Annotated in this window: 24 protein-coding genes and 1 other annotated feature; of the genes, 3 read left to right on the top strand and 21 right to left on the bottom strand. The window is 37.7% G+C overall.

What is annotated here, in order from left to right:
• Positions 1 to 67: 67 nt before the first annotated feature.
• Positions 68 to 206, bottom strand: a sequence feature (ribosomal protein L20 leader region).
• A gap of 65 nt (positions 207 to 271) precedes the next feature.
• Positions 272 to 802: an NAD(P)H-dependent oxidoreductase gene (locus tag HCB45_RS01735; protein WP_185618465.1), complete on the bottom strand. Its 531-nt coding sequence runs from the start codon at positions 800 to 802 to the stop codon at positions 272 to 274.
• A gap of 149 nt (positions 803 to 951) precedes the next feature.
• On the opposite strand from HCB45_RS01735, the gene HCB45_RS01730 reads away from it, so the two are divergent.
• The gene (locus HCB45_RS01730) at positions 952 to 1,311 is read left to right on the top strand and encodes a winged helix-turn-helix transcriptional regulator (protein WP_187122646.1); all 360 of its coding nucleotides are present in this window, start codon (positions 952 to 954) and stop codon (positions 1,309 to 1,311) included.
• A gap of 109 nt (positions 1,312 to 1,420) precedes the next feature.
• On the opposite strand, the gene HCB45_RS01725 is transcribed toward HCB45_RS01730, so the two are convergent.
• The 4 genes from HCB45_RS01725 to rplS form a co-directional block, all read right to left on the bottom strand.
• Positions 1,421 to 2,284, bottom strand: coding sequence for an SDR family oxidoreductase (locus HCB45_RS01725; protein ID WP_185618463.1), 864 nt, complete (start codon positions 2,282 to 2,284; stop codon positions 1,421 to 1,423).
• Positions 2,269 to 2,706 (bottom strand): MarR family winged helix-turn-helix transcriptional regulator, encoded by a 438-nt coding sequence (locus HCB45_RS01720; RefSeq protein ID WP_185320088.1) that lies wholly within the window; start codon positions 2,704 to 2,706, stop codon positions 2,269 to 2,271. Before HCB45_RS01720 ends, HCB45_RS01725 begins: the two co-directional genes overlap by 16 nt.
• Before the next feature lie 285 nt (positions 2,707 to 2,991).
• Positions 2,992 to 3,603 (bottom strand): hypothetical protein, encoded by a 612-nt coding sequence (locus HCB45_RS01715; RefSeq protein WP_185618461.1) that lies wholly within the window; start codon positions 3,601 to 3,603, stop codon positions 2,992 to 2,994.
• Positions 3,604 to 3,927: 324 nt separating this feature from the next.
• On the bottom strand, positions 3,928 to 4,272 hold the full coding sequence (gene rplS / locus HCB45_RS01710; protein ID WP_003728425.1) for a 50S ribosomal protein L19: 345 nt from the start codon (positions 4,270 to 4,272) through the stop codon (positions 3,928 to 3,930).
• 206 nt (positions 4,273 to 4,478) lie between these two features.
• Here rplS and HCB45_RS01705 point away from each other — a divergent pair, with 206 nt between their 5' ends.
• On the top strand, positions 4,479 to 4,913 hold the full coding sequence (locus HCB45_RS01705; protein WP_185320086.1) for a MerR family transcriptional regulator: 435 nt from the start codon (positions 4,479 to 4,481) through the stop codon (positions 4,911 to 4,913).
• Positions 4,913 to 5,500: an NAD(P)H-dependent oxidoreductase gene (locus tag HCB45_RS01700; protein ID WP_185618459.1), complete on the top strand. Its 588-nt coding sequence runs from the start codon at positions 4,913 to 4,915 to the stop codon at positions 5,498 to 5,500. The genes HCB45_RS01705 and HCB45_RS01700 overlap by 1 nt, the downstream gene beginning before the upstream one ends.
• A 149-nt stretch (positions 5,501 to 5,649) precedes the next feature.
• Here the strand turns inward: HCB45_RS01700 and HCB45_RS01695 are convergent, their stop codons facing one another.
• The 16 genes from HCB45_RS01695 to HCB45_RS01620 form a co-directional block, all read right to left on the bottom strand.
• Positions 5,650 to 6,039 carry a hypothetical protein gene (locus HCB45_RS01695; protein ID WP_185320084.1) on the bottom strand — a complete coding sequence of 130 codons (390 nt, stop codon included), beginning with the start codon at positions 6,037 to 6,039 and terminating at the stop codon, positions 5,650 to 5,652.
• Positions 6,040 to 6,056: 17 nt separating this feature from the next.
• Positions 6,057 to 6,794 carry a tRNA (guanosine(37)-N1)-methyltransferase TrmD gene (gene trmD, locus HCB45_RS01690; protein ID WP_185320083.1) on the bottom strand — a complete coding sequence of 246 codons (738 nt, stop codon included), beginning with the start codon at positions 6,792 to 6,794 and terminating at the stop codon, positions 6,057 to 6,059.
• On the bottom strand, positions 6,794 to 7,312 hold the full coding sequence (gene rimM / locus HCB45_RS01685) for a ribosome maturation factor RimM (RefSeq protein WP_185320082.1): 519 nt from the start codon (positions 7,310 to 7,312) through the stop codon (positions 6,794 to 6,796). The genes trmD and rimM overlap by 1 nt, the downstream gene beginning before the upstream one ends.
• Before the next feature lie 9 nt (positions 7,313 to 7,321).
• The gene (locus HCB45_RS01680; protein ID WP_185618458.1) at positions 7,322 to 7,708 is read right to left on the bottom strand and encodes a YlqD family protein; all 387 of its coding nucleotides are present in this window, start codon (positions 7,706 to 7,708) and stop codon (positions 7,322 to 7,324) included.
• Positions 7,709 to 7,735: 27 nt separating this feature from the next.
• Positions 7,736 to 8,470, bottom strand: coding sequence for a gamma-glutamyl-gamma-aminobutyrate hydrolase family protein (locus HCB45_RS01675; protein WP_185618456.1), 735 nt, complete (start codon positions 8,468 to 8,470; stop codon positions 7,736 to 7,738).
• Positions 8,471 to 8,579: 109 nt separating this feature from the next.
• Positions 8,580 to 8,810, bottom strand: a complete 231-nt coding sequence (locus HCB45_RS01670; protein ID WP_003728421.1) for a KH domain-containing protein — start codon at positions 8,808 to 8,810, stop codon at positions 8,580 to 8,582.
• Positions 8,811 to 8,826: 16 nt separating this feature from the next.
• On the bottom strand, positions 8,827 to 9,099 hold the full coding sequence (rpsP, locus tag HCB45_RS01665) for a 30S ribosomal protein S16 (RefSeq protein WP_003767413.1): 273 nt from the start codon (positions 9,097 to 9,099) through the stop codon (positions 8,827 to 8,829).
• A 102-nt stretch (positions 9,100 to 9,201) separates the two neighbouring features.
• Positions 9,202 to 10,860 carry a YyaL domain-containing protein gene (locus HCB45_RS01660; RefSeq protein WP_185618454.1) on the bottom strand — a complete coding sequence of 553 codons (1,659 nt, stop codon included), beginning with the start codon at positions 10,858 to 10,860 and terminating at the stop codon, positions 9,202 to 9,204.
• 73 nt (positions 10,861 to 10,933) lie between these two features.
• Complete coding sequence (locus tag HCB45_RS01655) at positions 10,934 to 13,384, bottom strand: Lmo1799 family Asp-Ala repeat surface protein (protein ID WP_185618452.1); 2,451 nt, start codon at positions 13,382 to 13,384, stop codon at positions 10,934 to 10,936.
• 495 nt (positions 13,385 to 13,879) lie between these two features.
• Positions 13,880 to 14,776: a tyrosine/lipid phosphatase LipA gene (lipA, locus tag HCB45_RS01650; RefSeq protein ID WP_185319024.1), complete on the bottom strand. Its 897-nt coding sequence runs from the start codon at positions 14,774 to 14,776 to the stop codon at positions 13,880 to 13,882.
• 141 nt (positions 14,777 to 14,917) lie between these two features.
• Positions 14,918 to 16,270 carry a signal recognition particle protein gene (ffh, locus tag HCB45_RS01645; protein WP_185319025.1) on the bottom strand — a complete coding sequence of 451 codons (1,353 nt, stop codon included), beginning with the start codon at positions 16,268 to 16,270 and terminating at the stop codon, positions 14,918 to 14,920.
• A gap of 12 nt (positions 16,271 to 16,282) precedes the next feature.
• Positions 16,283 to 16,615: a putative DNA-binding protein gene (locus HCB45_RS01640; RefSeq protein ID WP_160465972.1), complete on the bottom strand. Its 333-nt coding sequence runs from the start codon at positions 16,613 to 16,615 to the stop codon at positions 16,283 to 16,285.
• 112 nt (positions 16,616 to 16,727) lie between these two features.
• Positions 16,728 to 17,714 (bottom strand): signal recognition particle-docking protein FtsY, encoded by a 987-nt coding sequence (gene ftsY, locus HCB45_RS01635; RefSeq protein ID WP_185319026.1) that lies wholly within the window; start codon positions 17,712 to 17,714, stop codon positions 16,728 to 16,730.
• A gap of 14 nt (positions 17,715 to 17,728) precedes the next feature.
• Positions 17,729 to 21,289, bottom strand: coding sequence for a chromosome segregation protein SMC (gene smc / locus HCB45_RS01630; protein WP_185618450.1), 3,561 nt, complete (start codon positions 21,287 to 21,289; stop codon positions 17,729 to 17,731).
• Between the two features lie 22 nt (positions 21,290 to 21,311).
• Positions 21,312 to 22,001, bottom strand: a complete 690-nt coding sequence (gene rnc, locus HCB45_RS01625) for a ribonuclease III (protein WP_185319028.1) — start codon at positions 21,999 to 22,001, stop codon at positions 21,312 to 21,314.
• Between the two features lie 197 nt (positions 22,002 to 22,198).
• Entirely contained in the window at positions 22,199 to 22,432 is a 234-nt protein-coding gene (locus tag HCB45_RS01620; RefSeq protein WP_003723866.1) for an acyl carrier protein, read from the bottom strand.
• Positions 22,433 to 22,463 lie beyond the last annotated feature (31 nt).

Genomic DNA, 22,463 nt, shown 5'->3' with positions numbered 1-22,463 from the left:
CTTAATTTTGTTACAACAAGATAGAAAATAGCTGTTCAAATCTGCGGCCTGCTAACTCATTCGTTCGAAGGCCATAAAAAAACGGGCTGCTTTTCAGCAATCCCGCACATTCAAAATCGCGTAAGTTACGCGACGAAAGTTTGAATTTTTTGCCTGAAAACGTTCGTGTTGACGAGGCGAGAAGCGGGTTGCTTCTTCTTTCTTGTTTAATAACCTTAATAACTATATCATATGAGGTTTTCAGTGTCAAGGTGAAGTGTAGATAAGATAGTTAGAAAGCATTTATGAATTCACTCGCATAGACTTCTGCATTCTCTGCTATTTCCTCATTCGTAACTTCAAAAGAACTACCATATATAGTATGAGCTCCTCTGTAGTCCGCTTTTATATGATTAATTGTCGCTTGAAATGGGCTTAGTAGTGTTTCGAGCGTGTAACCGATTGGTGCGTCTTCTTGGTAGTTATATTGTTTGTCACCAATGGAGATTGCTAAAGCTAGTTTTTTGCCAGCCATCTTATCCCCTTTCGAACCGTATGCCCAGCCATATGAAAAAACATCATCGAACCATTTTTTTAGTAATGGAGGATAACTGTACCAATAAAATGGAAATTGGATAATGACTTTGTCGTAGTTTTGCAGTTGTTGCTGCTCAAACGCTATGTCGATATCCCAGTTCGGGTACGCTTGATATAATTCGTGAATTTGCACATCTGCTGAATTTTTTAAAAGAGCTTCTTTCCATACTTTATTTACTCGTGAATTTTCGATATTTGGGTGTGCGATAATAACTAATGTTTTCATTCGATTGCTCCTTTATTCTGTAATTAGTATTAATCGTAATTTAGTTTTAAGAGAAAGTAAATACACACTCGAAAGTGGCTTAGTTACTTGTAAGTAAGTGTCTACTAGTGGTATTATTTGCAAGTAATAGAAATGGAGGCTGGAAAGAGTTGAAGGTATATAATTTGGGTGTAGAAGCCACGTTAGACATTATGGGTGGAAAATGGAAACCTTTAATTATTTGTTTTCTTGCTCAAGGGACTAAAAGAACTGGAGAGCTACAACGATGCATTCCAAAAATATCACAGAAGGTTCTGATTCAGCAGTTAAGAGAATTAGAGCAAGATGGTATTATTAATCGAACAGTATTTAATGAGTTGCCTCCTAAAGTGGAGTATAGTATAACAACTTACGGACTTACTTTAAATAAAGTAATTGATACGATGTGTCAGTGGGGTAAAGAAAATATCGCCCTTAGAAATAATCAAGGGGAGCCAGTGACACTGATAGAGAAATCTTATAACCTTTAGCAAATAAAGCAAACCAAACAGCTAGAATACAATCCTAGCTGTTTGGTTTTTTAACGAAATAATTATCATTGTTACCTCTTCAACTAGCAAAAGAATTTATTTCGAAGGTTTATAAAAATTGTTCTTTATTATCTTCCACATATTGTGCAAAGGAGATAGGCGCTCTGTTTAATATCTGCTCCACAGATTGTGTTACTTTTTTTGCATTACCAAGCTGTGTGATAAAATAAAGCATTACCATTACATTAACAAAATTTTTAGGCATACCTCTTTGCAACATTACTTTTCTAAATTTCCAGAGTGATGGTTTGCTATAAGAAATCGTTACCCCTAAAACATCGCTCATTATGTCAGCAGCCTGGTGATAAGAAATGGCTTTTGCTCCGGTAATTTCTATTTTTTGTCCAATATATTTTTCTTCCAATAAACAAACTGCTGCGACTGCTGCAATATCTCTCGTATCAATAAAACTAGTGAGTGAATTCCCCGCTGGAACAAATAAGTCACGGTTTTCTCTGATATCTTGCTGGTGGGTTGTATTTAAATTTTGCATAAAAAAGCTAGGTCTTATAAAAGTATAGGGCAAATTTAATGCTGTTATTTTTTTCTCTATTTTGTTATGTGGTGTCATTGGATTTTTCTCTACACCTATTAAAGAAATAAATACTACTTGCTTCACTTTTAGAAGCTGAACCTTTTCCAAAAAAGGAAACATATCATCTTTTGGTGTAGATAGTTCAGGAGGACGAACAAAAAATAGACGGTCTACATCTTGTAAACAAGATTCATATGTGGAAGCATCTAAAAAATCAAATGCTCTCACTTCTACTCGATTAAAATGTGCTAACTTTTTCTTATATTTTTCCACATTGCGTGCACCAGCTATAATGTTAACTTTTCCTTTATTATTTAGTTCTTCTATTAATGGGTAACCAATATTACCAGTCCCGCCTATTACTAAAATTGTTTCCACTGAACTTCCTCCTTATTTAGCTTCATAAGTACTTTTTGAAGGCAGGTAACTTCTTGGGGTGTTAACGGTTCTAAAAACAGCTCCATTAAATCATCACTCAATTGTTGACATGTTTGAACAATTCTCTTACCTTCAGCAGTTAGCTGCAAACAATAAGAACGACTATCTTCTATGTTTCTCGTTTTTGTAATTAACTTCTTTTTTTCTAGACGTTTTACTATACCAGAGATAGTAGGTTTATCCATATCTAGTATTTTCGCTATTTCTACCGCCTTACTAGTTTTGTCTCTTCTACTATTTAATTCAATTTGGTTTACTACTGCCCATTGTTGAATAGTAATATTTTTTACCATCAAAGCTTCATTTAATTCGTACTTTAACTTTTTGGAGCAATTCATAAATAAATAACCGATATTATCCATATTTATCACCTCTATATAGTTAGTATGCTAACTAAAATAATGTGAATTGTCAATATGTAGAAAGGCTTAAAAAGTTCTAATATTTAATAGTAGCTGCTTTACCACTTAAATGGTTCTTTTCAACATAGCAAATGTATTTAAAGTGAGTAAAGCTAACTAACCTCAATCATAATCTTGCATAAAATAATATCATTGCATTATTCTTTTGTTCTCAAGAAACGATAAAATATACTTCTCTTTCCAAAAAATAAAAAGCATGCAATTAAGCACACTTTTTATTTTTTATCATTGATTTTCTACTTCTTTAATTTCCTCTTTATAAGTGTCTAATGCCTCTTCTTGTACTTTATTAATCTCTTCTTCTTGAATATCACTATCATCACCATATAATTCCGTTTCTTTTTCACTATCGACATTCATTTTTCCGAAATTAACTCCTACTGGAACATAGTATTTATAATCTGAGTCATAAGTCAAAAACAACATATAGGTTTCTTTATTTTCCATTTTCTCATAGCCCGCAACATGATAAGTCGTATTGGTTTTTTCGTCATGTCCTTCATTTTCATATATTGGTATGATATTGTCTTTAGCTAAGCTTTCTTTAGTATCATTTTTTATAACTTGTGCTACCTTAAAATCAGACATTCTATAGACAGCTAAAATCCCGCCTTCAGTATCACGATCAACTTGGAATTCACCTCGCTTACTCAGTGAACCAATAACAATCACGTTACTTGCCTTACTAAGTTCTTCTTCATTATCAAAACCATCTGTTTTAGCCTCTGCAACCACTTCAGTAAAAGGTTTTGGCTTCATTTTCTGATATGTCATATAGCCTCCTACACTTACTAAAAGCACTATGATAATACCAAATATCGTTATTTTTCTTTTCATAACAAAACCTCCATTTAAAATTAGCATTTATACCTTTTTTATCATCAGCTAATGGATACGCTTTTTGATTGACATTTAGAGTTCTGATAAAAGATACAGAATTATTTTTACTTTGCCCAATTGTATAGTTCCATTTTGTTGTGTAAGTTATATAACTGTCAAGCTTTTCCTTAACTATAGAAGATAAGGGATAAAACAGCATCATTATTCCTTAATGTTTTTACCTTTTAATTATTCGCAGTTTCATATGACTCCAACTCTTTATTTTAATTTATAAAAAACAAAAAAACCCTTGATTTCTCAAGGGTTTTAGCCGTTAAATAATTAACGAATTTCTTTAATACGAGCCGCTTTACCACGTAGGTTACGTAGGTAGTAAAGTTTCGCACGACGTACTTTACCACGACGGATAACTTCTAATTTTGCGATACGTGGAGTATGTACTGGGAAAGTACGTTCCACACCAACACTGTTAGAAATTTTACGAACAGTGAAAGTTTCGCTGATTCCAGCTCCGCGACGTTTGATTACAACGCCTTCGAATAATTGGATACGTTCGCGAGTACCTTCGACTACTTTCGCATGTACACGTACAGTATCACCCGGACGGAAATTTGGAACATCTGGGTTTAGTTGACTTTTTGTGATTTCATCAATCAGTTTGTTCATGTTTTTCTCTCCTTCCAACAAACATTCATTCATATTTATAATGAAGCGGAATATCGTTATCAGACTGGTCTCTCCAGTCACCTTATTTAGGTTACCATAAACTAGATTCGCTGTAAAGTTTTTTTCTTACTTTTCTTTAATAAAAAGCTTGACCTTGGAGTATGGTTTAATGTTATCTTTAATATATCAACTTGGAGGTGTCGAATTTGGAACAATGGACAGTAAAGGAAATGGCTGCTTGTGTTGGGATTCGTGCAGATACATTACGATATTATGAAAAAAATAAGATAATAGTACCTAATCGGTTGGAAAATGGGTATCGTGTTTATAACGCACAACATTTACTAGAATTAAAATTCATCTTAGTGATGAAGTATGCACGCTTCTCTCTATCAGAAATAAAACTGATGATGGAGTGGCTAAGGAGTGAACCTTCTGCTTCGTGTAATACTGCGTCCAAAGATTTACTTGCACTCAAGGCAGCCGAAATTAAGCAAACCATCGCTCATTATACTAAAATCGCAGCACTATTAGAAGAACTACCTCAGATAGATGAAGTACAGGATTATTCCGCTATTCAACAAGATGTTAATAGCTTTGTCGAACATATATTTTCAGACATCAGAAAGGACGGATTTTAATGAAAAAAATCGTTGCAATTATCGGAGACCCTCGTGAAAAAGGAACATCTAGAGTCATGTTTTATCAATATTTGGCTTACTTAGAAACAAATTCAAAAATAGAAGTGAAGATTTATGACATTCGAAAATTGGCTTTTGATCCTAATTTAGCTGAGGGGTATCGTACAGAACAAACACCTGAAATAATTGCTTTAAAGCAAGATGCTAGTTCTGCTGATTTATTGCTATTTTCCTATCCTGTTTGGTGGTTTAATGTTCCTGCTGTACTTAAAGGTGTGATTGATCACTTATTCTGGCGCGGAGAGAGTTATAGTTTTAAAGATAAAAAATTTTTGTTTACAGGACCTTGGCGAAAAAAACGTGCACGACTGATTTATACAGTTGGAGGAATGGAACTACAACATAGACTTTTTGGCCGACCAGCATTAACAGCTTTGCGTTACCCTCTTTGGATGAGTGGTGTTCTTTCTGTTAAAGCTACTGTCATAGACCGCCTCGACCTTTCCATTCGAAAGTCTGATGAATACTATTATAAAAAAATAGTACGTGCAGCAAGGAAAGATCTACGTTTCTTATTAAAAAAGTAATTTAGAAAGAATTTTGTTAATCCATGCACTCAACAATTATTTTAAAGTTTTAGTCACGTTGTTGAGAACTTTTCCTGCAATGGGTTCCTGGAGTTTGCACTGTTTCCATAAAAAAACTAGAAAGCCAGTTACCCAGCTTTCTAGTTTTTTTAGAATCGAGTAATTTTAATGTTTACAGCTGTTCCATAAGCAAGTTGGTATACTAATCCATCAACAAATTGCTCAGTGAATGAGCAATGAATTAACCCATTACCACCAGCATCTAATGCTTTTTTTTGTAGTTCCTGTAACAAATTTTCAAATCCCACCGTTTCTAAGTATGCTTCTGGGTCGCTTTTGATTCTTGGACGGACACTCTTGGCGAAGACCACGGTTAGGATGTCATGGTTTACATTGATCGGTCCAGTGGAGACTTGGATGTCTTGCCATTTTTGGCCAATTCGTTTTTGGTCATTTTCTTCCTGCACATAGGCTTCTCGTTCTTTTTGTCGTTCGGATTTTTTAGCTTCTTTTTCATCAGGTGTCCCGAAGATTGCCATTTAAAATCACGTCCTTTTTATTTACTGTCAGACCATTCTTTGAGCCAAGTTTTTTGCTTGTCTGTTAAGGGATAGTTTTTAAGTAAATCTGGTCGACGCTCGTATGTTCTTTTAAGTGATTCTTTGTCGCGCCATTCTTCTATCCAGGCATGATTCCCACTGAGTAGAATATCTGGCACTTTCATTCCCCTAAAATCAGCTGGGCGCGTGTAGTGTGGATGTTCGAGTAATCCAGTCGAAAACGAATCCGTTACTGCCGAATCTTTATTACCAAGTACTCCCGGTAAAAGACGGATTACGCTATCCATCATAATCATTGCGCCAATTTCGCCACCAGTTAAAATATAATCCCCTATCGAAACTTCGTCGGTAACAAGGTGTTCACGAATCCGTTCATCGTAGCCTTCATAATGGCCACAAATAAAAACAAGATGCTCTTCTTCAGCAAATTCTTCTGCCATCTTTTGATTGAATCGCTTACCAGCTGGGTCCATTAAAATAACTCTTGGCTTTGTTTCTGGTTGTTTCTCTTTGACAGCTTGAACGGCATCAAAGATTGGTTGCGCTTTAAGCAACATACCTGCTCCGCCACCGTATGGATAATCGTCAACAATATGATGCTTTCCTTCTGCATATTCCCTGAAATCAGTTACTTCAACCGTGACTCGCTCGTTTTCAATTGCTTTTTTAATAATTGAGTTTCCTGTCACTCCCGAAAACATATCTGGGAAAATAGATAGAATATCGATTTTCATTAATCTAGCAGCCCTTCCATGACTTCGATAGTAATTTTTTGGTCATTAATATTAATTTCTTTAACAACATCAGCAATGTAAGGGATAAGCTTTTCCTTTTTGTCTCTGCCTTTTACAACCCATACATCATTTGCACCTGGTGTTAAAATTTCTGTGATTTCGCCAAGTTCTTCTCCATCAGTCGTTACAACGGTACAACCAATGATCTCGTGAAAGTAAAATTCATTTTCTTCTAAATCAGTTAGTTGCGCTTCTTTAATTTTAAGGACGCCTTCTTTCATACGTTCTACTTGATGAATTCCTGTGAATCCTTCAAACATTAGCAAATCAAAGTTTTTGTGTTTGCGATGTGAACGGATAATTAGTTTTTCAGGCTTTTTACTATTTTTTTCAAATAAATACACGGCATTTCCAACTTGAAACCGTTCTTCTGGAAAATCGGTCGTTGCGATAACACGAATTTCACCGATTAAGCCATGTGTATTGACAATTTTTCCTACATTATACATTTTCTCCATAAGTCACCTCTAGCGTATTTCTACTATGATTCCATCTTTCACAACAATTGTTTTATCGAAAATGGATTTATCCCACTTGTCTCCCACTTGTACATCTATGATGGTTTCCATTTCTCGTTCGCGAATTTCACTTCCGAGTTCAAGGACTTCTAATTGCTCCATTTGAAACTGAATTAATTTTTTCTTTTCGTGGCGAATTTCAAGTTCATGCGTAAAATAATCAGCCACTCTATCTGGTTGAAATTTGCTTTTTCGTTCCATTTTCTTTTGTTCAAAATGCAACTGATCACATTCTTGTTCAATTTGTCGTTTTTGTTCGGTGTAATAATCGATTAATTCTTGTTTGCTTGTTTCTGTCAGAATTTGTTTGATGACAACTTTTTGGATGATTTCCACAGGACACCTCCACTAGCGATTATGTCCTTATTTTACCATAGTTTTTTTGGATTCATCTACTAAAGCTTGGAATAATTGCTCACTTTCTGGATCTGTTTGGAACATTAATTCAGGGTGCCACTGAACACCTAAATACCAACTTGGTAAATTGTCTCCCTCCACTGCTTCAATCATTCCGTCAGCAGTCCGAGCCGTTACTTTAAAACTCGGTGCTAATTTTTTGATGAATTGGTGATGGAGTGAGTTAACTAGTTTTTTATTTGGATGGTGTTTTGCGAGTTCGCTTGTAGGTTCAATATCGATTGTATGGGAGCCGAGTTGCTCATCGACACGTTGCAGATGTTGGAGTGCTTTTATTTCAACTTGACTAATATCCTGATATAGTGTGCCACCTAGTGCAACATTGACAAGTTGCATACCACGACAAATCGCAAAAATTGGTTTTCCAGCGTCTAATGCTGCTCGAACTAAGGCAATTTCATAACTATCTCGTGGTGGAAAGTACGCACCGATTTCTTGGGACGGTTCTTCTAAATAAAATTGTGGTGTAATATCTTGTCCACCAGTTAAAAGTAAACCATCTACAAGAGAAATTGCTTGAACAGCAGTAGAAGGGTCGTCTATTGGTAAAGCGATAGGAAACCCTCCAACTTTCTGAATAGCATCTACATATCGCTGTTGTGTATAGGTTACACGGTGTCCGTAAAATGCATCCACACCTTTTACTAATCTATTTCCTGTAATTCCAATAACTGGCTTCATAACAATTCCTCCATTTCTATTTTATTTTACAACAATTGATGAGGTAATTGCTTCTCTTATGATTATTAAAAAAAGTTATAAAAAAACTCGCCAATTTGACGAGTTTTTGTTATTCGATAATTTCAAGACGAATCTTCTTATCGTTTTTGGAGCCAACTGCATAGACAAGAGTGCGAATCGCTTTTGCAATACGACCTTGCTTACCAATCACGCGTCCCATGTCTTCTTTACTGACAGACAATTTGTAGGTTAACGATGTATCCGTTTCTTCTGGCGTGATAACAACGTCTTCCGGGTGGTCAACAAGGGGTTTCACGATTGAGAGAATGAGTTCTTCCATTCGCGCCGAGACCTCCTTATTTACCTAATTTTTGGTTATGGAATTTTTCCATGATACCTTCGCGGCTAAGAAGATTGCGAACTGTATCAGATGGTTTCGCACCATTATGCATCCATTTTAAAGTTGCTTCTTCGTCGATTTTCACTTCAACCGGATCAAGTAATGGATTATAAGTACCAATAGTTTCGATTGAACGGCCATCACGTGGGAAACGAGAATCAGCGACTACAATACGGTAGAAAGGTTTCTTTTTAGAACCCATACGTTTTAAACGAATTTTAACTGCCATAGTTTAATTACACCTCCATAAAGTCTTACACAAGTATATATATTACCAGTAAAGGATTTGTTTGTAAAGTGTTTTTTCTTTACAGAGGTTATTTTTTTCTTTTTATCGAGCTATTTCAGCTTCAGCACTTAGTTTCCCTTGTTTTAAAAGATGGTAATAACGCACGTATCCAGAAATATTATGTTCTACATCATCAATTCTCACACGGAAAGACTGGTGACGAATGAAGAAACTACCTTCTATTCTGGCTGGATTTTTGTAATACATCGCAAGTTCTGGATAAAAGAAACCATTTAATTGATAGTGCGCGCGTTTTGTAATTGTTTTTTCAAGTTTTTCAAGTGAATATGTGTGTAATAATACTTGCTGTCCTTCTTCTTCCATGCGCAGCGCCATCTCTTTTGTAGCAACTGTAAGCTCTAAAAAAGTGGGAAAAGTGGTTTCACGCTCATAAATAAATTGTAAGTTATCAAAAGCATTTTGCAGTCCGAATTCATAGTAAGCTTCATCTTGAATGTGTTTAGTAATTTCATTGGCACAATAACTTAACCAGTGATCATGATTTTGCCAGTATTTATTTTGTATAAAATGATTAAAGGATTTTGCAGCTGCTCCTAACCATTTGGAATCGCGGTCAATTTCATACAGACGAAGTAGACCAAAGACAGCTTCCCCATCATAATAAATAATTCGAAAAATATCTTTTATTTCTAAAGAGGGATATTCAAGTACATGTATGAATTTTCCTTCTTCATCTTGTAATGAGAGAATTGCATTTGCTATTTTTCGGCAAAGGGGTAAGTATGTTTTAGTACCAGTGATTTGCATATATTTAGTTAATGCTAGTAGCGTCGCTGCCGAGCCACCTAATTTAACTTCGCGAAGTTCTGGTTCAATTAGAAAGGCTATATCTTCTTTTTCATAAATAAAGTGTTTTTCTAGGTATGTTAATGCTTTTGTTGCGGCTTCTAGAATAGCTTTATTTCCCGTTAATTCATATGCTTCTAACATGGAATAAGTAGTACTAGCATGTCGCAAACTATTATAATGTTTGATTTTTTTGTCAAAACAAGCAAACCAACCATAGTTAAATTCACCAGTTGCGTTTACTTGATGCGCCAAATATTCTCCAGCATCTTCAACTAATGTAGAAATAATTTCTGGTGTTAAATGTTCTATTTTCCGACGTCCGTGGTCTAAACTAGCTGCTTCTAATTCATGAATATTTTTACCATCAAAAAACCACCCTACTGTTTCGAACGTGACAATGCTAGAATCGATGGTTAGGTTTAATTGTGCTTGATTTTTATTGGCTTGAATTAAATATCTATTCATATTTTCAACGTTGATAGCTAAGCCTTCATCACCTGGTAGAAGGATAGCGTTCGCATTAATTTCCTGTTCCATTAAAGCTATTTTAAAATTTTCATTTAAGGCAATGCCTCGTCTATAATAATTTTTCTTCGTTTTTAAAGCTTTTCTATTCCATTCGCCTAGGTTTTCGAGTTGATAATTTACTGCAATATCCATTTTAAATGAAATTGCTTCTTCGGTTTGGTTTTTCAAAGCACTTTTTTTCATTTCATTAATTAAATTTGCTAGACAAAGATAACTAAAATTGATTACTGACGCTCGCTTATTTTTATAACCTATTGTTAGAAAGCCCTGCCATTTCCCATTATAAGTGGCATGCTCTTCTGCTTCTGTTAATTGATCAATAATTTTATTTTCAAGTTCATCAAGTACACCTCTCCAAGGCATATGTACCACTCCTTTTTATAATTCCCCTGCCACTAAAACTTACTTAGCAGCAGGGAATCAATATTTTGTGGCTTTATTTACGGAAAAGACGTAGTAAAAACGCGCCAGCTAGTGAGAAGAGTCCAAGCCCTACCCAAGGAAGACTATTACTAGTATCTCCTGTAGATGGGAGGTCACTTGCAGACATACTCGTTGTTCCACCAGCACTATAACCAGAGGAAAGCATTGTTCCAGAACCATTTGTACTCATATTAGAAACGGTTGCCCCCATTCCTCCGTTTGCGGTTCCAGTAGTTCCACCGTTATTAGGAGTATTAGTTCCTCCCCCATCAGCATCAGCATCAGCATCTGCGTCGGCATCCGCATCCGCATCGGCGTCGGCATCTGCATCGGCGTCGGCATCTGCATCAGCGTCCGCATCTGAATCAACTAATGGTAGAACTGATACAGATACAGCTTCACTTGTTTTTACTTCATCACCATATTTAGCTGTTACTTGAAGGCGGATAACATCTCCAGCTTTCAAATCATAATTAGGAATATTTATTGTATAGGTTCCATCTGCATTAATTAATACATTTCCAATTACATTACCATCTGGAAGCGTTAAATTAATATAAAAAACTGTTCCAGCTGGAGCATCTGCTTGTAATGATTTTAAAAGAGTGTTCATATTAAAATTCTTATAAATAGAAGAACCTGTAATAGTTTTAGTTCCTTCATAAATTGGATTAACAGTCGGTTTTTCAACTAGGAAATCTCTCCAGTCGATATCTACATCGGCATCCGCATCGGCGTCAGCATCCGCGTCGGCATCCGCATCCGCATCAGCGTCAGCATCCGCATCCGCATCGGCGTCAGCATCCGCATCAGCGTCAGCATCAGCGTCAGCATCCGCATCGGCGTCAGCATCCGCATCAGCATCAGCGTCAGCATCAGCATCCGCATCCGCATCAGCATCAGCATCAGCGTCAGCATCCGCATCCGCATCAGCATCAGCATCAGCGTCAGCATCCGCATCGGCGTCAGCATCCGCATCGGCGTCAGCATCCGCATCCGCATCCGCATCGGCATCTGCATCTGCATCGGCATCGGCATCGGCGTCAGCATCCGCATCAGCATCAGCGTCGGCGTCGGCGTCGGCATCCGCATCCGCATCCGCATCGGCGTCGGCGTCAGCATCAGCATCAGCATCAGCGTCAGCATCCGCATCCGCATCCGCGTCAGCGTCAGCATCCGCATCCGCATCGGCGTCAGCATCCGCATCCGCATCGGCGTCAGCATCCGCATCCGCATCAGCGTCGGCATCCGCATCGGCGTCCGCATCCGCATCCGCATCGGCATCCGCATCCGCATCAGCGTCAGCATCCGCATCAGCATCCGCATCGGCATCAGCGTCAGCATCAGCATCCGCATCAGCATCCGCATCAGCATCCGCATCAGCATCCGCATCGGCATCAGCATCCGCATCCGCATCCGCATCGGCATCCGCATCCGCATCCGCGTCGGCATCCGCATCAGCGTCAGCATCGGCATCAGCGTCAGCATCCGCATCAGCATCAGCATCGGCGTCAGCATCAGCGTCAGCATCCGCATCGGCATCCGCATCAGCATCCGCATCGGCGTCAGCATCGGCGTCAGCATCCGCATCGGCGTCAGCATCGGCATCCGCATCAGCGTCGGCATCCGCATCCGCATCCGCATCGGCATCGGCATCCGCATCAGCGTCCGCATCCGCATCCGCGTCGGCATCCGCATCGGCATCGGCATCCGCATCAGCGTCCGCATCCGCATCCGCGTCGGCATCAGCATCCGCGTCGGCATCAGCATCCGCGTCAGCATCCCCAACATCCGTTGTAATAAATCCACGAGCTGCATTACTATTCAACAAATCAACATCCAGCAGTCCATCTCCAGTTCTAGCCGCGAAATCCAATTTCCCATCGTTAGCACTAGGAAGTGCCGTTACACCAAGTGCAAGCAAATCAATTGTTAGCGTAAAAGTAGATACACTACTAACGCCAACTCCCAGTAAGTGATTTACTCTTGCGCCAAGGGCATTTCTCGTAGTATCAATAAAGAAGTTACTTGAGTTACTACCATTAATGGTCCCTTGATTAAATAACCCAATATTTCCAATTCCTAGATAAGCGATTTTATAATCAATTTTTGTATTTGCTCTTATATTTGGATTACTCAAAATAGAAGATAATTCACTAGGCAACTCAAAATATGGATAATAAGTAGACACAGCACTAGCACTAACTAATTGGTTCCCTGATAGAGTAATCACTAATTTCCCATTTACATATTGCGTATTCAAGTTTGAATTCCCAAGTAAATCAATCGTTGCTGCATCCGCTTGAATACCACTGAGGGCAAATTTGTGATTAAAAGAATCATAATTCACTGTGATAGGTGCTACCATCATGGTTGTTGTTGTAATTAGAGCAGCAATTAATTTTGCTTTTTGAGCTCGCTTTTGGTCAAGTTTCCTTTTGTAATCCACACGCTGTTTTTTCATCATTTTTCCCCCTTAAAAATCAATATATCTTGATTTTGAAAAACAACTGAAAACAGAATAAAGGTTTTTAATTATTGTTTACTAATAAGCTAACTATTAAGTATCCCCTGAACCTTTATTCACTATCAGATTAAAATCATTTCAGCAAAATGCTCCTCCTTTCTTGTTATGTTTCTATTGAACCTTTCATTTCATTTAATGTTATAACCCGTTAGATAACTTTACTATATAGTATATTTTTAAAAGTTAAAGTAAAAAGTACTAGAAAGAAAAAATACTTCAATTCAATAACATTAGTCTAAAAGTTACACAAATATGCGCATTTAAGGCTTATATTTAAACTTTAGCACTGGTCTTTAGTAGGTAAATATATCTACTAAATCCAACTTTACATGAATTATCTTTAAATTGTATACAAATCTTTTTGAAATGGTTCCTCACTTTAAATCTATTTGTACGCAAAAAAATAGCCCTCTTTCAAAGAGGGCCATTTTTTTAGTAAAGATAAGCTTTTTTAAGTTGCTCTTTTTTATCATCAGTTAGTCCGATTTTTTCTTTCAAAAAGTTATCCATCGAACCATATTTGGCATCAATTTCATCGAAAGCAGCATTGATATATGATTCACGAACTTCCATTACAGCTGTCATCCCATCGATAATTTTTTTATTATCTGTTTTAGCTGCGACTGCTTGGATTGCTTTTTCATTTTCCGCGGCACGATATTTATTGGATAACATGTAATCGTCTATTATGGTGTTTTTGTCTACGCCTAATGCCGAGAGAACTAGAGCTGTTCCAAATCCTGCTCTATCTTTTCCAGCTGTACAATGCCAAAGAACTGAGCCATCTTGGTTCGCTAGTAGTATCTCAAAAAATTCTTTGTAGGCTTGAATAGAAGTTTCATCCGTTACGAAGCTTTTATTGGCATTAATTAGAAAGGTTTCAGGGTTATCCATTTTAGCTAGGCTGGCGGTTAAATCTTGCGTGCTCGTGGATGCTCCATTATCTTTCATGACCGAATCATGTGTATAAGCTACTCCGGTAATCTCTGGATCTGGCTTAGTTTTCACTTCTGTATTCGTCCTAAAATCAACTATATGCGAAAGGTCATATGTATTTACGAGTTTCTTTTTATCTGAATCGCTTAAAGTAGCGAGTTCAGCGCTTCTGATTAATTTGTGAGGTTTGATTGTTAAGCCATCTGTCGTTTTATAACCGCCTAGGTCACGAACGTTTACCGCCCCTTGTAATTTTATTTGACTACCTGGTTGGAGTGTTTTTTCGGTTTTAACATTTGCTTCTGCTTTTTCTTCTGACTGAGTTCCACATCCCCCTAGTAATAATGTTGCGCTTAAAACACCTGCTCCTGTTACTTTTACCCAATTTTTCATTTTTTCTCCTCCTTTTGTAAGCTTAATTGTTATTATAGCAATGGAATTTATGGATTGAATAAAGGGTTTGTAAAGAAATGATTTGCAGGGTGTTAAGGTATGAAAAAAGCCAAAACCGCGTTAGGGTTTTGGCTTTTTGAATTAAAATGGCATTTTGAAATTGCCGAATGGATTTTTACCTTTTTTACCTTTTCCTCCACCAGTCATTTGTTTCATCATTTTTTTCATTTCAGCAAATTGTTTTAGGAGGCGATTGATTTCTTGAATTGGACGTCCGCTACCGCGAGCAATTCGCTTTCTTCTGCTCGCATTGATAATGTCCGGATTGTCTTTTTCATTTTTGGTCATGGATTTAATTATTGCTTCGATGTGACCAAGTTGTTTATCATCTACTTGCATGTTGTCGAGGCCTTTCATTTTGTTTGCCCCTGGCATCATTTTTAGTAGTTCATCTAGTGGTCCCATTTGTTTTACTTGTTGCAATTGGTCCAAGAAGTCATCTAAGGTCATGCTGTTGTCTTTCATTTTTTGTTCCATGGCTTTCATTTTCTCTGCGTCTACATCCGTTTGTGCTTTTTCAATAAGAGAAAGTACATCACCCATGCCTAGAATTCTTGAAGCCATACGATCTGGATGGAACGTTTCGATTGCTTCCATTTTTTCCCCAGTAGCAACAAATTTAATTGGTTTTCCTGTGACTGAACGGATGGAAAGTGCTGCCCCACCACGTGTATCACCGTCTAATTTTGTTAATACAACGCCAGTAATTTCTAATTGTTCGTTAAAACTTTGGGCCACGTTGACTGCGTCTTGCCCAGTCATGGAGTCAACTACAAGTAAAATTTCCGTTGGCGTGGCGATTTCTTTCACTTGTTTTAATTCGTCCATCAGTGTTTCGTCGATATGAAGCCGACCAGCTGTATCGATAATGACATAATCTAAATGTTCTTCTTTTGCTTTAGCGATAGCTTGTTTGGCGATTTCTACTGGGCTTACTTGATCACCTAGAGAAAATACTGGCATATCTAATTGTTTACCAAGCGTTTCTAATTGTTTGATTGCGGCAGGTCGATAAATATCTGCTGCGACAAGTAATGGTTTGCGGTTATATTTTTTGCGTAATAAATTAGCTAATTTTCCCGAAGTGGTTGTTTTACCAGCTCCTTGTAAACCTACCATCATAATAACGGTTGGTGGGCGATCAGCTGTTCCAATTTTACTTTCTTCGCCGCCCATAAGACTTGTTAATTCTTCTTGAACGATTTTAATTACTTGTTGACCGGGTGTTAGGCTTTTCATTACGTCCGCGCCAACTGCACGTTCGCTTACAGCTTTAATAAATTGTTTAACAACCTTAAAGTTAACATCGGCTTCTAGTAAAGCAAGACGAACTTCACGCATCATTTCTTTTACGTCAGCTTCGTTTACTTTCCCTTTGCCGCGAATTTTGTTCATTGTTTCTTGGAGTCTTCCAGCTAGTCCTTCAAATGCCATGATTCTGGCCTCCTAATCGATATTTTTAAGCTGTTCGAGCGTATCTTTCACTTGCTCGTCCAGAAAATTCTTCTTGGTTAATTGTGCTTCTAATTGGTTAAAGAGTTTTTCTCGTTGTTGATATTTTCTTAACATCCCTAGTTTTTCTTCGTATTTTTCTAGGCTTTCTTCTGTTCTTTTAATATTATCATAAATAGCTTGTCTACTCACTTCAAATTCTTCGGCAATTTCACCTAGGGAGTAATCATCCAAGTAATAAAAAGAAACATACGATTTCTGTTTTGTTGTTAGTAATTCTTGGTAAAAATCAAATAATAAATTCATACGGTTTGTCTTCTCAAACAAGGCATTTCACCTCTCTCCTTTTAAAGGATACGGGGAAATCGCGGGAATGTCAAGGAAGGTTAAATAAAAGAGAAAAAAGCCGGAATGACGGGTATCATTCGGCTTTCTCTGATTATTTTTCGTTATCAACCATATCAGCAAATAAGCCATACACATATTCATTTGCATCAAAGGCTTGCAGATCGTCCATTTGTTCTCCGAGTCCGACAAATTTTACCGGAATATCGAGTTCGTTACGGATGGCAATGACGATACCGCCTTTTGCAGTCCCATCCAGTTTTGTTAAGATAATCCCTGTTACGTCGGTTGTTTCTTTAAATTGCTTTGCTTGAACGAAGGCATTTTGACCAGTTGTTGCATCAAGTACTAATAAAACTTCATGTGGTGCGTTTGGAATTTCTCGGGTAATAACACGCTTTACTTTCTCCAGTTCGTTCATTAGATTAACCTTGTTTTGTAAGCGACCGGCTGTATCGCAGAGTAGCACATCGGCTTTGCGTGCTTTAGCGGCTTGAACGGCATCAAACATGACAGCAGCAGGATCACTTCCTTCAGCTTGTTTAATGACATCAACACCCGTTCTCTCGCCCCATACTTCTAGTTGATCAATTGCACCAGCGCGGAATGTATCTCCGGCTGCCAGCATCACTTTTTTACCTTCTTGTTTAAAGCGATGAGCCATTTTTCCAATAGAGGTTGTTTTACCAACCCCATTCACACCAACAAATAAGATAACTGTTAAACCATCTTCAGCCATATGAAGGGTTTCATCTTCTTTTTCATCGCCTTGATAAATCTCAACTAATTTTTCAACAATCACTTCTTGAACGTCTTTTGGATCGCTAATATTTCTAAGTTGTACTTCACGGCGAAGTGTATCCACTAGTTCCATTACCGTTTCAAAACCAACATCTGCTCCGATAAGAATTTCTTCTAGTTCTTCAAAGAAATCCTCATCGACTTTACGATAACGAGCGACCATTTCATTGATTTTTCCAGAAAAATTACCGCGTGTTTTCGATAAGCCGTCTTTAAATTTTCCAGAAACAGAATCAGTTTGCTGGGTTATTTTATCTTTTAATTTTTTAAAAAAGGTCATTTTGTCTACTCCTTTTATTTAATGAGTTCAGCGGTTTCTTCTAAACGAACCGATACTAATTTGGAGACGCCGGACTCTTGCATGGTAACGCCATATAATACATCGGCTTCTTCCATTGTTCCTTTACGGTGGGTGATAACAATAAACTGGGTGCCGGACTCGAATTGTTTCAAGTAACGGCTAAAGCGCGTGACATTCGCTTCATCTAGAGCTGCTTCTACTTCATCCAAAATACAAAATGGTACTGGACGAACACGGATAATAGCAAATAGTAAAGCAATCGCGGTTAAGGCCCGTTCTCCGCCGGAACGAAGCGATAAGTTTTGCAGTTTTTTGCCTGGAGGTTGAACGACGATATCAATCCCGGTTGTTAAGAGATTTTCTGGATCGAGTAGAACAAGTTCTGCACTTCCACCACCAAATAATTCTGGGAAAACAACCGCGAATTCCGTTTTAATTGCTTCAAAACTTTCACTAAAACGAATTTTCATTTCTTCGTCCATTTCGTCCATGACTTTAAAGAGAGTTTCTTTTGCTGCAAGTAAATCCGCTTGTTGCCCGGTTAAGAAGTCAAAACGTTCTTGGATACGCTCGAATTCTTCGATAGCCCCAATGTTGACGATACCTAGTTCATCAATAGAACGTTTTAATAATCGAACTTTCGAGCGCGCTTGCTCGGTATCAATTTCTGGCAAGATTTTTTCTTCTGCTTGCTCAGGCGTTAGTAAATAGGCTTCTTGCAAGCGATCGATTCGGTTTGCGATATCTACTTCTAAACGACCGATACCGATTTCTGCATTATTTTTTTGCTCCACATAAAAACTGATTTGATTATTTTTTTGCGTTAACTCAGCTTCTAATAGTTCCAGTTTTTCTTGTAGTTCGGCACGAGTTTGTCTTGTTTGCGTTAGTTTCTCGCTTGTTTCAGCCTTATCTTTGCGCAGTTCTTCGATAGATTGTCTGGCTGTTTCTTCACTTGTATGAACACTTGAAAGATTTGTTTTTAAGGATGCTAGTTTTTGTTCGGCAGCTTCTTTTTGTTCGTAATTTTCATGTAGGGTTGTGGTTACTCGTTCGACTGCTTCTGTAGCAGATTGAAGTTGCTCTCGTTTAGCGGCGATTTGCGCTTTTAAGGATGACAAGCTTTCTAAATCTGCGGTACGTTTGCTTTCTAGTGCTTTACTTGAACTTGTCATCGCTTTGATTTCTTCATCTGTTGTTTCGATTTGTTTGGCGATTTCCATTTGCTCTTGCAGTAAAGTTTCTTTTCGTTCTAGTAGTTTGTTTAATTCTTCACTACCGTCTGCTTTTTCAATATCATATAGTTGTAATTGTTTATTAAAACGTTCTAAGTTCTCGTTTTCTCGGTCTAATTTACCAAGTAATTCTTTTTCTTGCAAACGTAAATTTTCACCAATAACTCGTGTTTCTTCGAGTTCTTCACGTTTTTTCGCCATGCTATCTTTCGCTAATTGAACCGCAGATTCCATTTCACGAGTAGATGCATTTAGTTCAGTAATTTTCTCGGCTAATTGACCTAGTTCATGTTTTCTCGTTAATATAGATGATTTTCCGCCTTTGGTTGCTCCACCGGTCATCGAACCACCCGCATTCACTACGTCTCCTTCCAGTGTCACAATACGATACCTAAAGTTGACTAGACGAGCTAGCGTATTCGCGCCTTTTAAGTCTTTCGCTAAAATCGTTGTACCTAGTGCATTTAAAATCACTGGAGAAACTTTTTCATCAAAAGAAATGACCTCACTAGCAAGCGCGATAAAAGCAGGTTGATTACTTAAAGCGTTTTTCGTTGCTGCTGGCAGTTCGCGTGGTTGAATAGTCGAAAGTGGTAAGAAGGTTGCACGTCCGCTTTTCGTTTTCTTCAAGAAACTAATGGCTTCACGAGCTACACGATCATCTTCTACCACCACATTTTGCGCACTTGCTCCAAGCGCAGTTTCCATGGCTTGTTGGTATTTCTCAGGAATTTCAATGAGTTCAACTAACGCACCTAAAATCCCTGGAATTTCTTTTTTAGCTTTTAATACTTCCCGAACACCTTGGAAAAAGCCAGCATAATCATCTGCTAACTCTTCTAACGTTTCCTTCCGCGACTTCATTTGTTGCACTGTTTCATAATGTTTATATAGCGCGCGCTCTTGTGTTCCGAAAACGCCTTCTTGTTTTGCTAAAGTTTGCTGTACTTCACGATAAATTTCCATTTGTTCTGTGAGCTCATTTTGGATTTTTGTTAAATGAGACTTGGTTGTTTCGATTTGTGACAACATATCTTTTCTATCATCAACATGATGACTATTTTCTAAGTCTAATTTATCAATCCGATTAGTGATCTGACCAATTTGACGTTCAATATAACCTAAATCATTATGGATTGTTGTCTGTGTATGACGCAAATCAATATAATCACTTTTACGGTTTTCAATTGCTTCTTCGGATAAATCATTATATTTGGCAAGTGTCGCTTCTAGCTCTTTTTTTGCCTTTACAGCAATTTCAAGTGCTGTTTCTTTTTCGAGTTTTGAGCTACTTAGAACTTCTTTTTGCTCTTCTAAGGCTGTAATTTTTTCCGTAATTGCCGCCAGTGTTTCTGCATAAACTTGTTCATTTTCGCTACTGTGTTTTTTACGTTCTAATTGAAGATTTCGTTCCCCTTCTAATTGTTCGAGTTTTTCCGTTTCAACTAAAAGGCGTTCTTGTAACTTATCTAGCGCAATATCAGTTTCATTCAGTGCTTGTTTTTCACGTGAAATAACTGCTTCTTCGGTGTGTAATTCTTCGCGCAATTTGATTAAAACAGTTTGATTTTCGCCAAATTCTTTACGTACTTCGGCTAGTTTTTCTGTTAAGGAACTAATTTCACTCGAGAGCAAAGTCACTTCATATTTTTCTAATTCTTCTTGTTGGAATAAGTAATCTTTGGCAATTGAAGCTTGCATTTCAAGCGGTTCTAACTGCCCTTCTAATTCATACAAAATATCTTGTACGCGGTTTAAATTTTCTTCGGTTTCAAATAATTTATTTTCTGCTTGTTTTTTGCGGTGTTTATATTTAAGTACGCCAGCTGCTTCTTCAAAAATCGAGCGACGTTCTTCTGGTTTACTGTTTAGAATTTCATCAATTTTCCCTTGCGAAATAATCGAAAAAGACTCTCTTCCAAGTCCAGAATCCATAAATAAATCGACAATATCTTTCAGTCGACAATTTTCTTTATTAATTAAAAATTCGCTATCACCATTACGGTAAATACGCCTAGTAACAGCTACTTCGCTATAATCAAGTGGTAAAAAATGGTCTTCATTTTCGAGAATAAGCGATACTTCCGCAAAATTAATTGGTTTACGTGTATCACTTCCAGCAAAAATAACATCGCCCATTCGGCCACCACGGAGCGATTTAGCGGACTGCTCACCAAGAACCCAGCGAATTGCTTCTGTAATGTTACTTTTTCCACTGCCATTTGGTCCTACAACTGCAGTCATGCCGGGCACGAAATCTATCGCAACTTTGTCAGCAAAGGATTTAAAGCCATTCATTTCTAATCGTTTTAATAACATGTCCGGACACCTCCATTTTTGTTTATCTGTGTGTTAGTTGGTTTATAGCAAATTGTGCCGCACTTTGTTCTGCTTGTTTTTTTGTTCTGCCGCTGCCTTTTCCAAGTACTTGTCCGTTAACAATAACTTGGGCATCGAACGCTTTATTATGCGCTGGTCCAGTTTCGCCTAGGATATCGTATTCAATCAAGACATCACGGTCCCTTTGAACAATTTCTTGTAGTTGTGTTTTATAATCAACTGTTTGCAAATATGCTCCTGCGTCAATTTTTGGAAAAATAACACGTTCTAAAAATGTAACGACTTTATCGATACCATTATCTAAATAAAGCGCGCCGATAAAAGATTCGAATACATCAGCAAGAAGCGCTGGACGAGTTCTTCCGCCAGCTTTTTCTTCCCCTTTACCAAGACGTACATATTTGGAAAAATGTACTGCTTCTGCAAATTCTACTAATGAAGGCTCACAAACAATTGCTGCGCGCATTTTTGTCATGTGTCCTTCTGCCATATCTGGGTATTTATTAAATAGATAGTTTGATACTGTGAGTTCAAGTACTGCATCACCAAGAAATTCTAAGCGTTCATTATCTTTCACATTTTCCCGGCGGTGTTCGTTGACATACGAGGAATGTGTAAATGCTTGTTTTAATATTTCTACATTTTGAAAATCAAAACCGACACTTTCTTGTAATTCTTCCCATTGATTCATTTCACTTGCCCCTCTCTTTACTAGTAAGCAAGTTCATTTTCTAAACAGCCACTTGCAACAAGCTGCTTAGAAAATGAACCAACCAATCTTCTTAAGCTTGAAAAAGAGGCTACCAGTATTACTTATCTCATGTGCGGAAGTTACCACAGCAAAGATAAGTAACACGGGCACCCTCATTTATCCGGTCACATAAAGTTTTATGCGTTTGCCTCTATGTACTTCACTGCATCACCAACTGTGTTAATGTTTTCAGCGTCGCCATCAGAGATTTCAACTCCGAACTCGTCTTCAAGTTCCATTACTAATTCAACAACATCTAGAGAATCTGCACCTAGATCTTCTTTGAAGGAAGCTTCTAAAGTTACTTTGGATTCCTCGACACCTAGACGGTCGACGATGATTTTTGTAACTTTTTCTAATACTTCTGCCATTTTTCACTTCACCTCCCTCCAAGTATTATAT

The sequence above is a fragment of the Listeria farberi genome (assembly GCF_014229245.1).
GTDB classification, from domain to species: Bacteria; Bacillota; Bacilli; order Lactobacillales; family Listeriaceae; genus Listeria; species Listeria farberi.
The sequence above is the reverse complement of the archived record's forward strand: the minus strand, read 5'-3'. Positions and strand labels throughout refer to the sequence as shown.

Excerpts from the sequence above, each read along its gene's own strand:
- HCB45_RS01735 (WP_185618465.1), bottom strand. The coding sequence starts at position 802 with ATGAAAACATTAGTTATTATCGCACACCCAAATATCGAAAATTCACGA.
- HCB45_RS01720 (WP_185320088.1), bottom strand. The coding sequence starts at position 2,706 with ATGGATAATATCGGTTATTTATTTATGAATTGCTCCAAAAAGTTAAAG.
- HCB45_RS01715 (WP_185618461.1), bottom strand. The coding sequence starts at position 3,603 with ATGAAAAGAAAAATAACGATATTTGGTATTATCATAGTGCTTTTAGTA.
- rplS (WP_003728425.1), bottom strand. The coding sequence starts at position 4,272 with ATGAACAAACTGATTGATGAAATCACAAAAAGTCAACTAAACCCAGAT.
- HCB45_RS01700 (WP_185618459.1), top strand. The coding sequence starts at position 4,913 with ATGAAAAAAATCGTTGCAATTATCGGAGACCCTCGTGAAAAAGGAACA.
- HCB45_RS01695 (WP_185320084.1), bottom strand. The coding sequence starts at position 6,039 with ATGGCAATCTTCGGGACACCTGATGAAAAAGAAGCTAAAAAATCCGAA.
- trmD (WP_185320083.1), bottom strand. The coding sequence starts at position 6,794 with ATGAAAATCGATATTCTATCTATTTTCCCAGATATGTTTTCGGGAGTG.
- rimM (WP_185320082.1), bottom strand. The coding sequence starts at position 7,312 with ATGGAGAAAATGTATAATGTAGGAAAAATTGTCAATACACATGGCTTA.
- HCB45_RS01675 (WP_185618456.1), bottom strand. The coding sequence starts at position 8,470 with ATGAAGCCAGTTATTGGAATTACAGGAAATAGATTAGTAAAAGGTGTG.
- HCB45_RS01670 (WP_003728421.1), bottom strand. The coding sequence starts at position 8,810 with ATGGAAGAACTCATTCTCTCAATCGTGAAACCCCTTGTTGACCACCCG.
- rpsP (WP_003767413.1), bottom strand. The coding sequence starts at position 9,099 with ATGGCAGTTAAAATTCGTTTAAAACGTATGGGTTCTAAAAAGAAACCT.
- HCB45_RS01660 (WP_185618454.1), bottom strand. The coding sequence starts at position 10,860 with ATGCCTTGGAGAGGTGTACTTGATGAACTTGAAAATAAAATTATTGAT.
- HCB45_RS01655 (WP_185618452.1), bottom strand. The coding sequence starts at position 13,384 with ATGAAAAAACAGCGTGTGGATTACAAAAGGAAACTTGACCAAAAGCGA.
- lipA (WP_185319024.1), bottom strand. The coding sequence starts at position 14,776 with ATGAAAAATTGGGTAAAAGTAACAGGAGCAGGTGTTTTAAGCGCAACA.
- ffh (WP_185319025.1), bottom strand. The coding sequence starts at position 16,270 with ATGGCATTTGAAGGACTAGCTGGAAGACTCCAAGAAACAATGAACAAA.
- ftsY (WP_185319026.1), bottom strand. The coding sequence starts at position 17,714 with ATGACCTTTTTTAAAAAATTAAAAGATAAAATAACCCAGCAAACTGAT.
- smc (WP_185618450.1), bottom strand. The coding sequence starts at position 21,289 with ATGTTATTAAAACGATTAGAAATGAATGGCTTTAAATCCTTTGCTGAC.
- rnc (WP_185319028.1), bottom strand. The coding sequence starts at position 22,001 with ATGAATCAATGGGAAGAATTACAAGAAAGTGTCGGTTTTGATTTTCAA.
- HCB45_RS01620 (WP_003723866.1), bottom strand. The coding sequence starts at position 22,432 with ATGGCAGAAGTATTAGAAAAAGTTACAAAAATCATCGTCGACCGTCTA.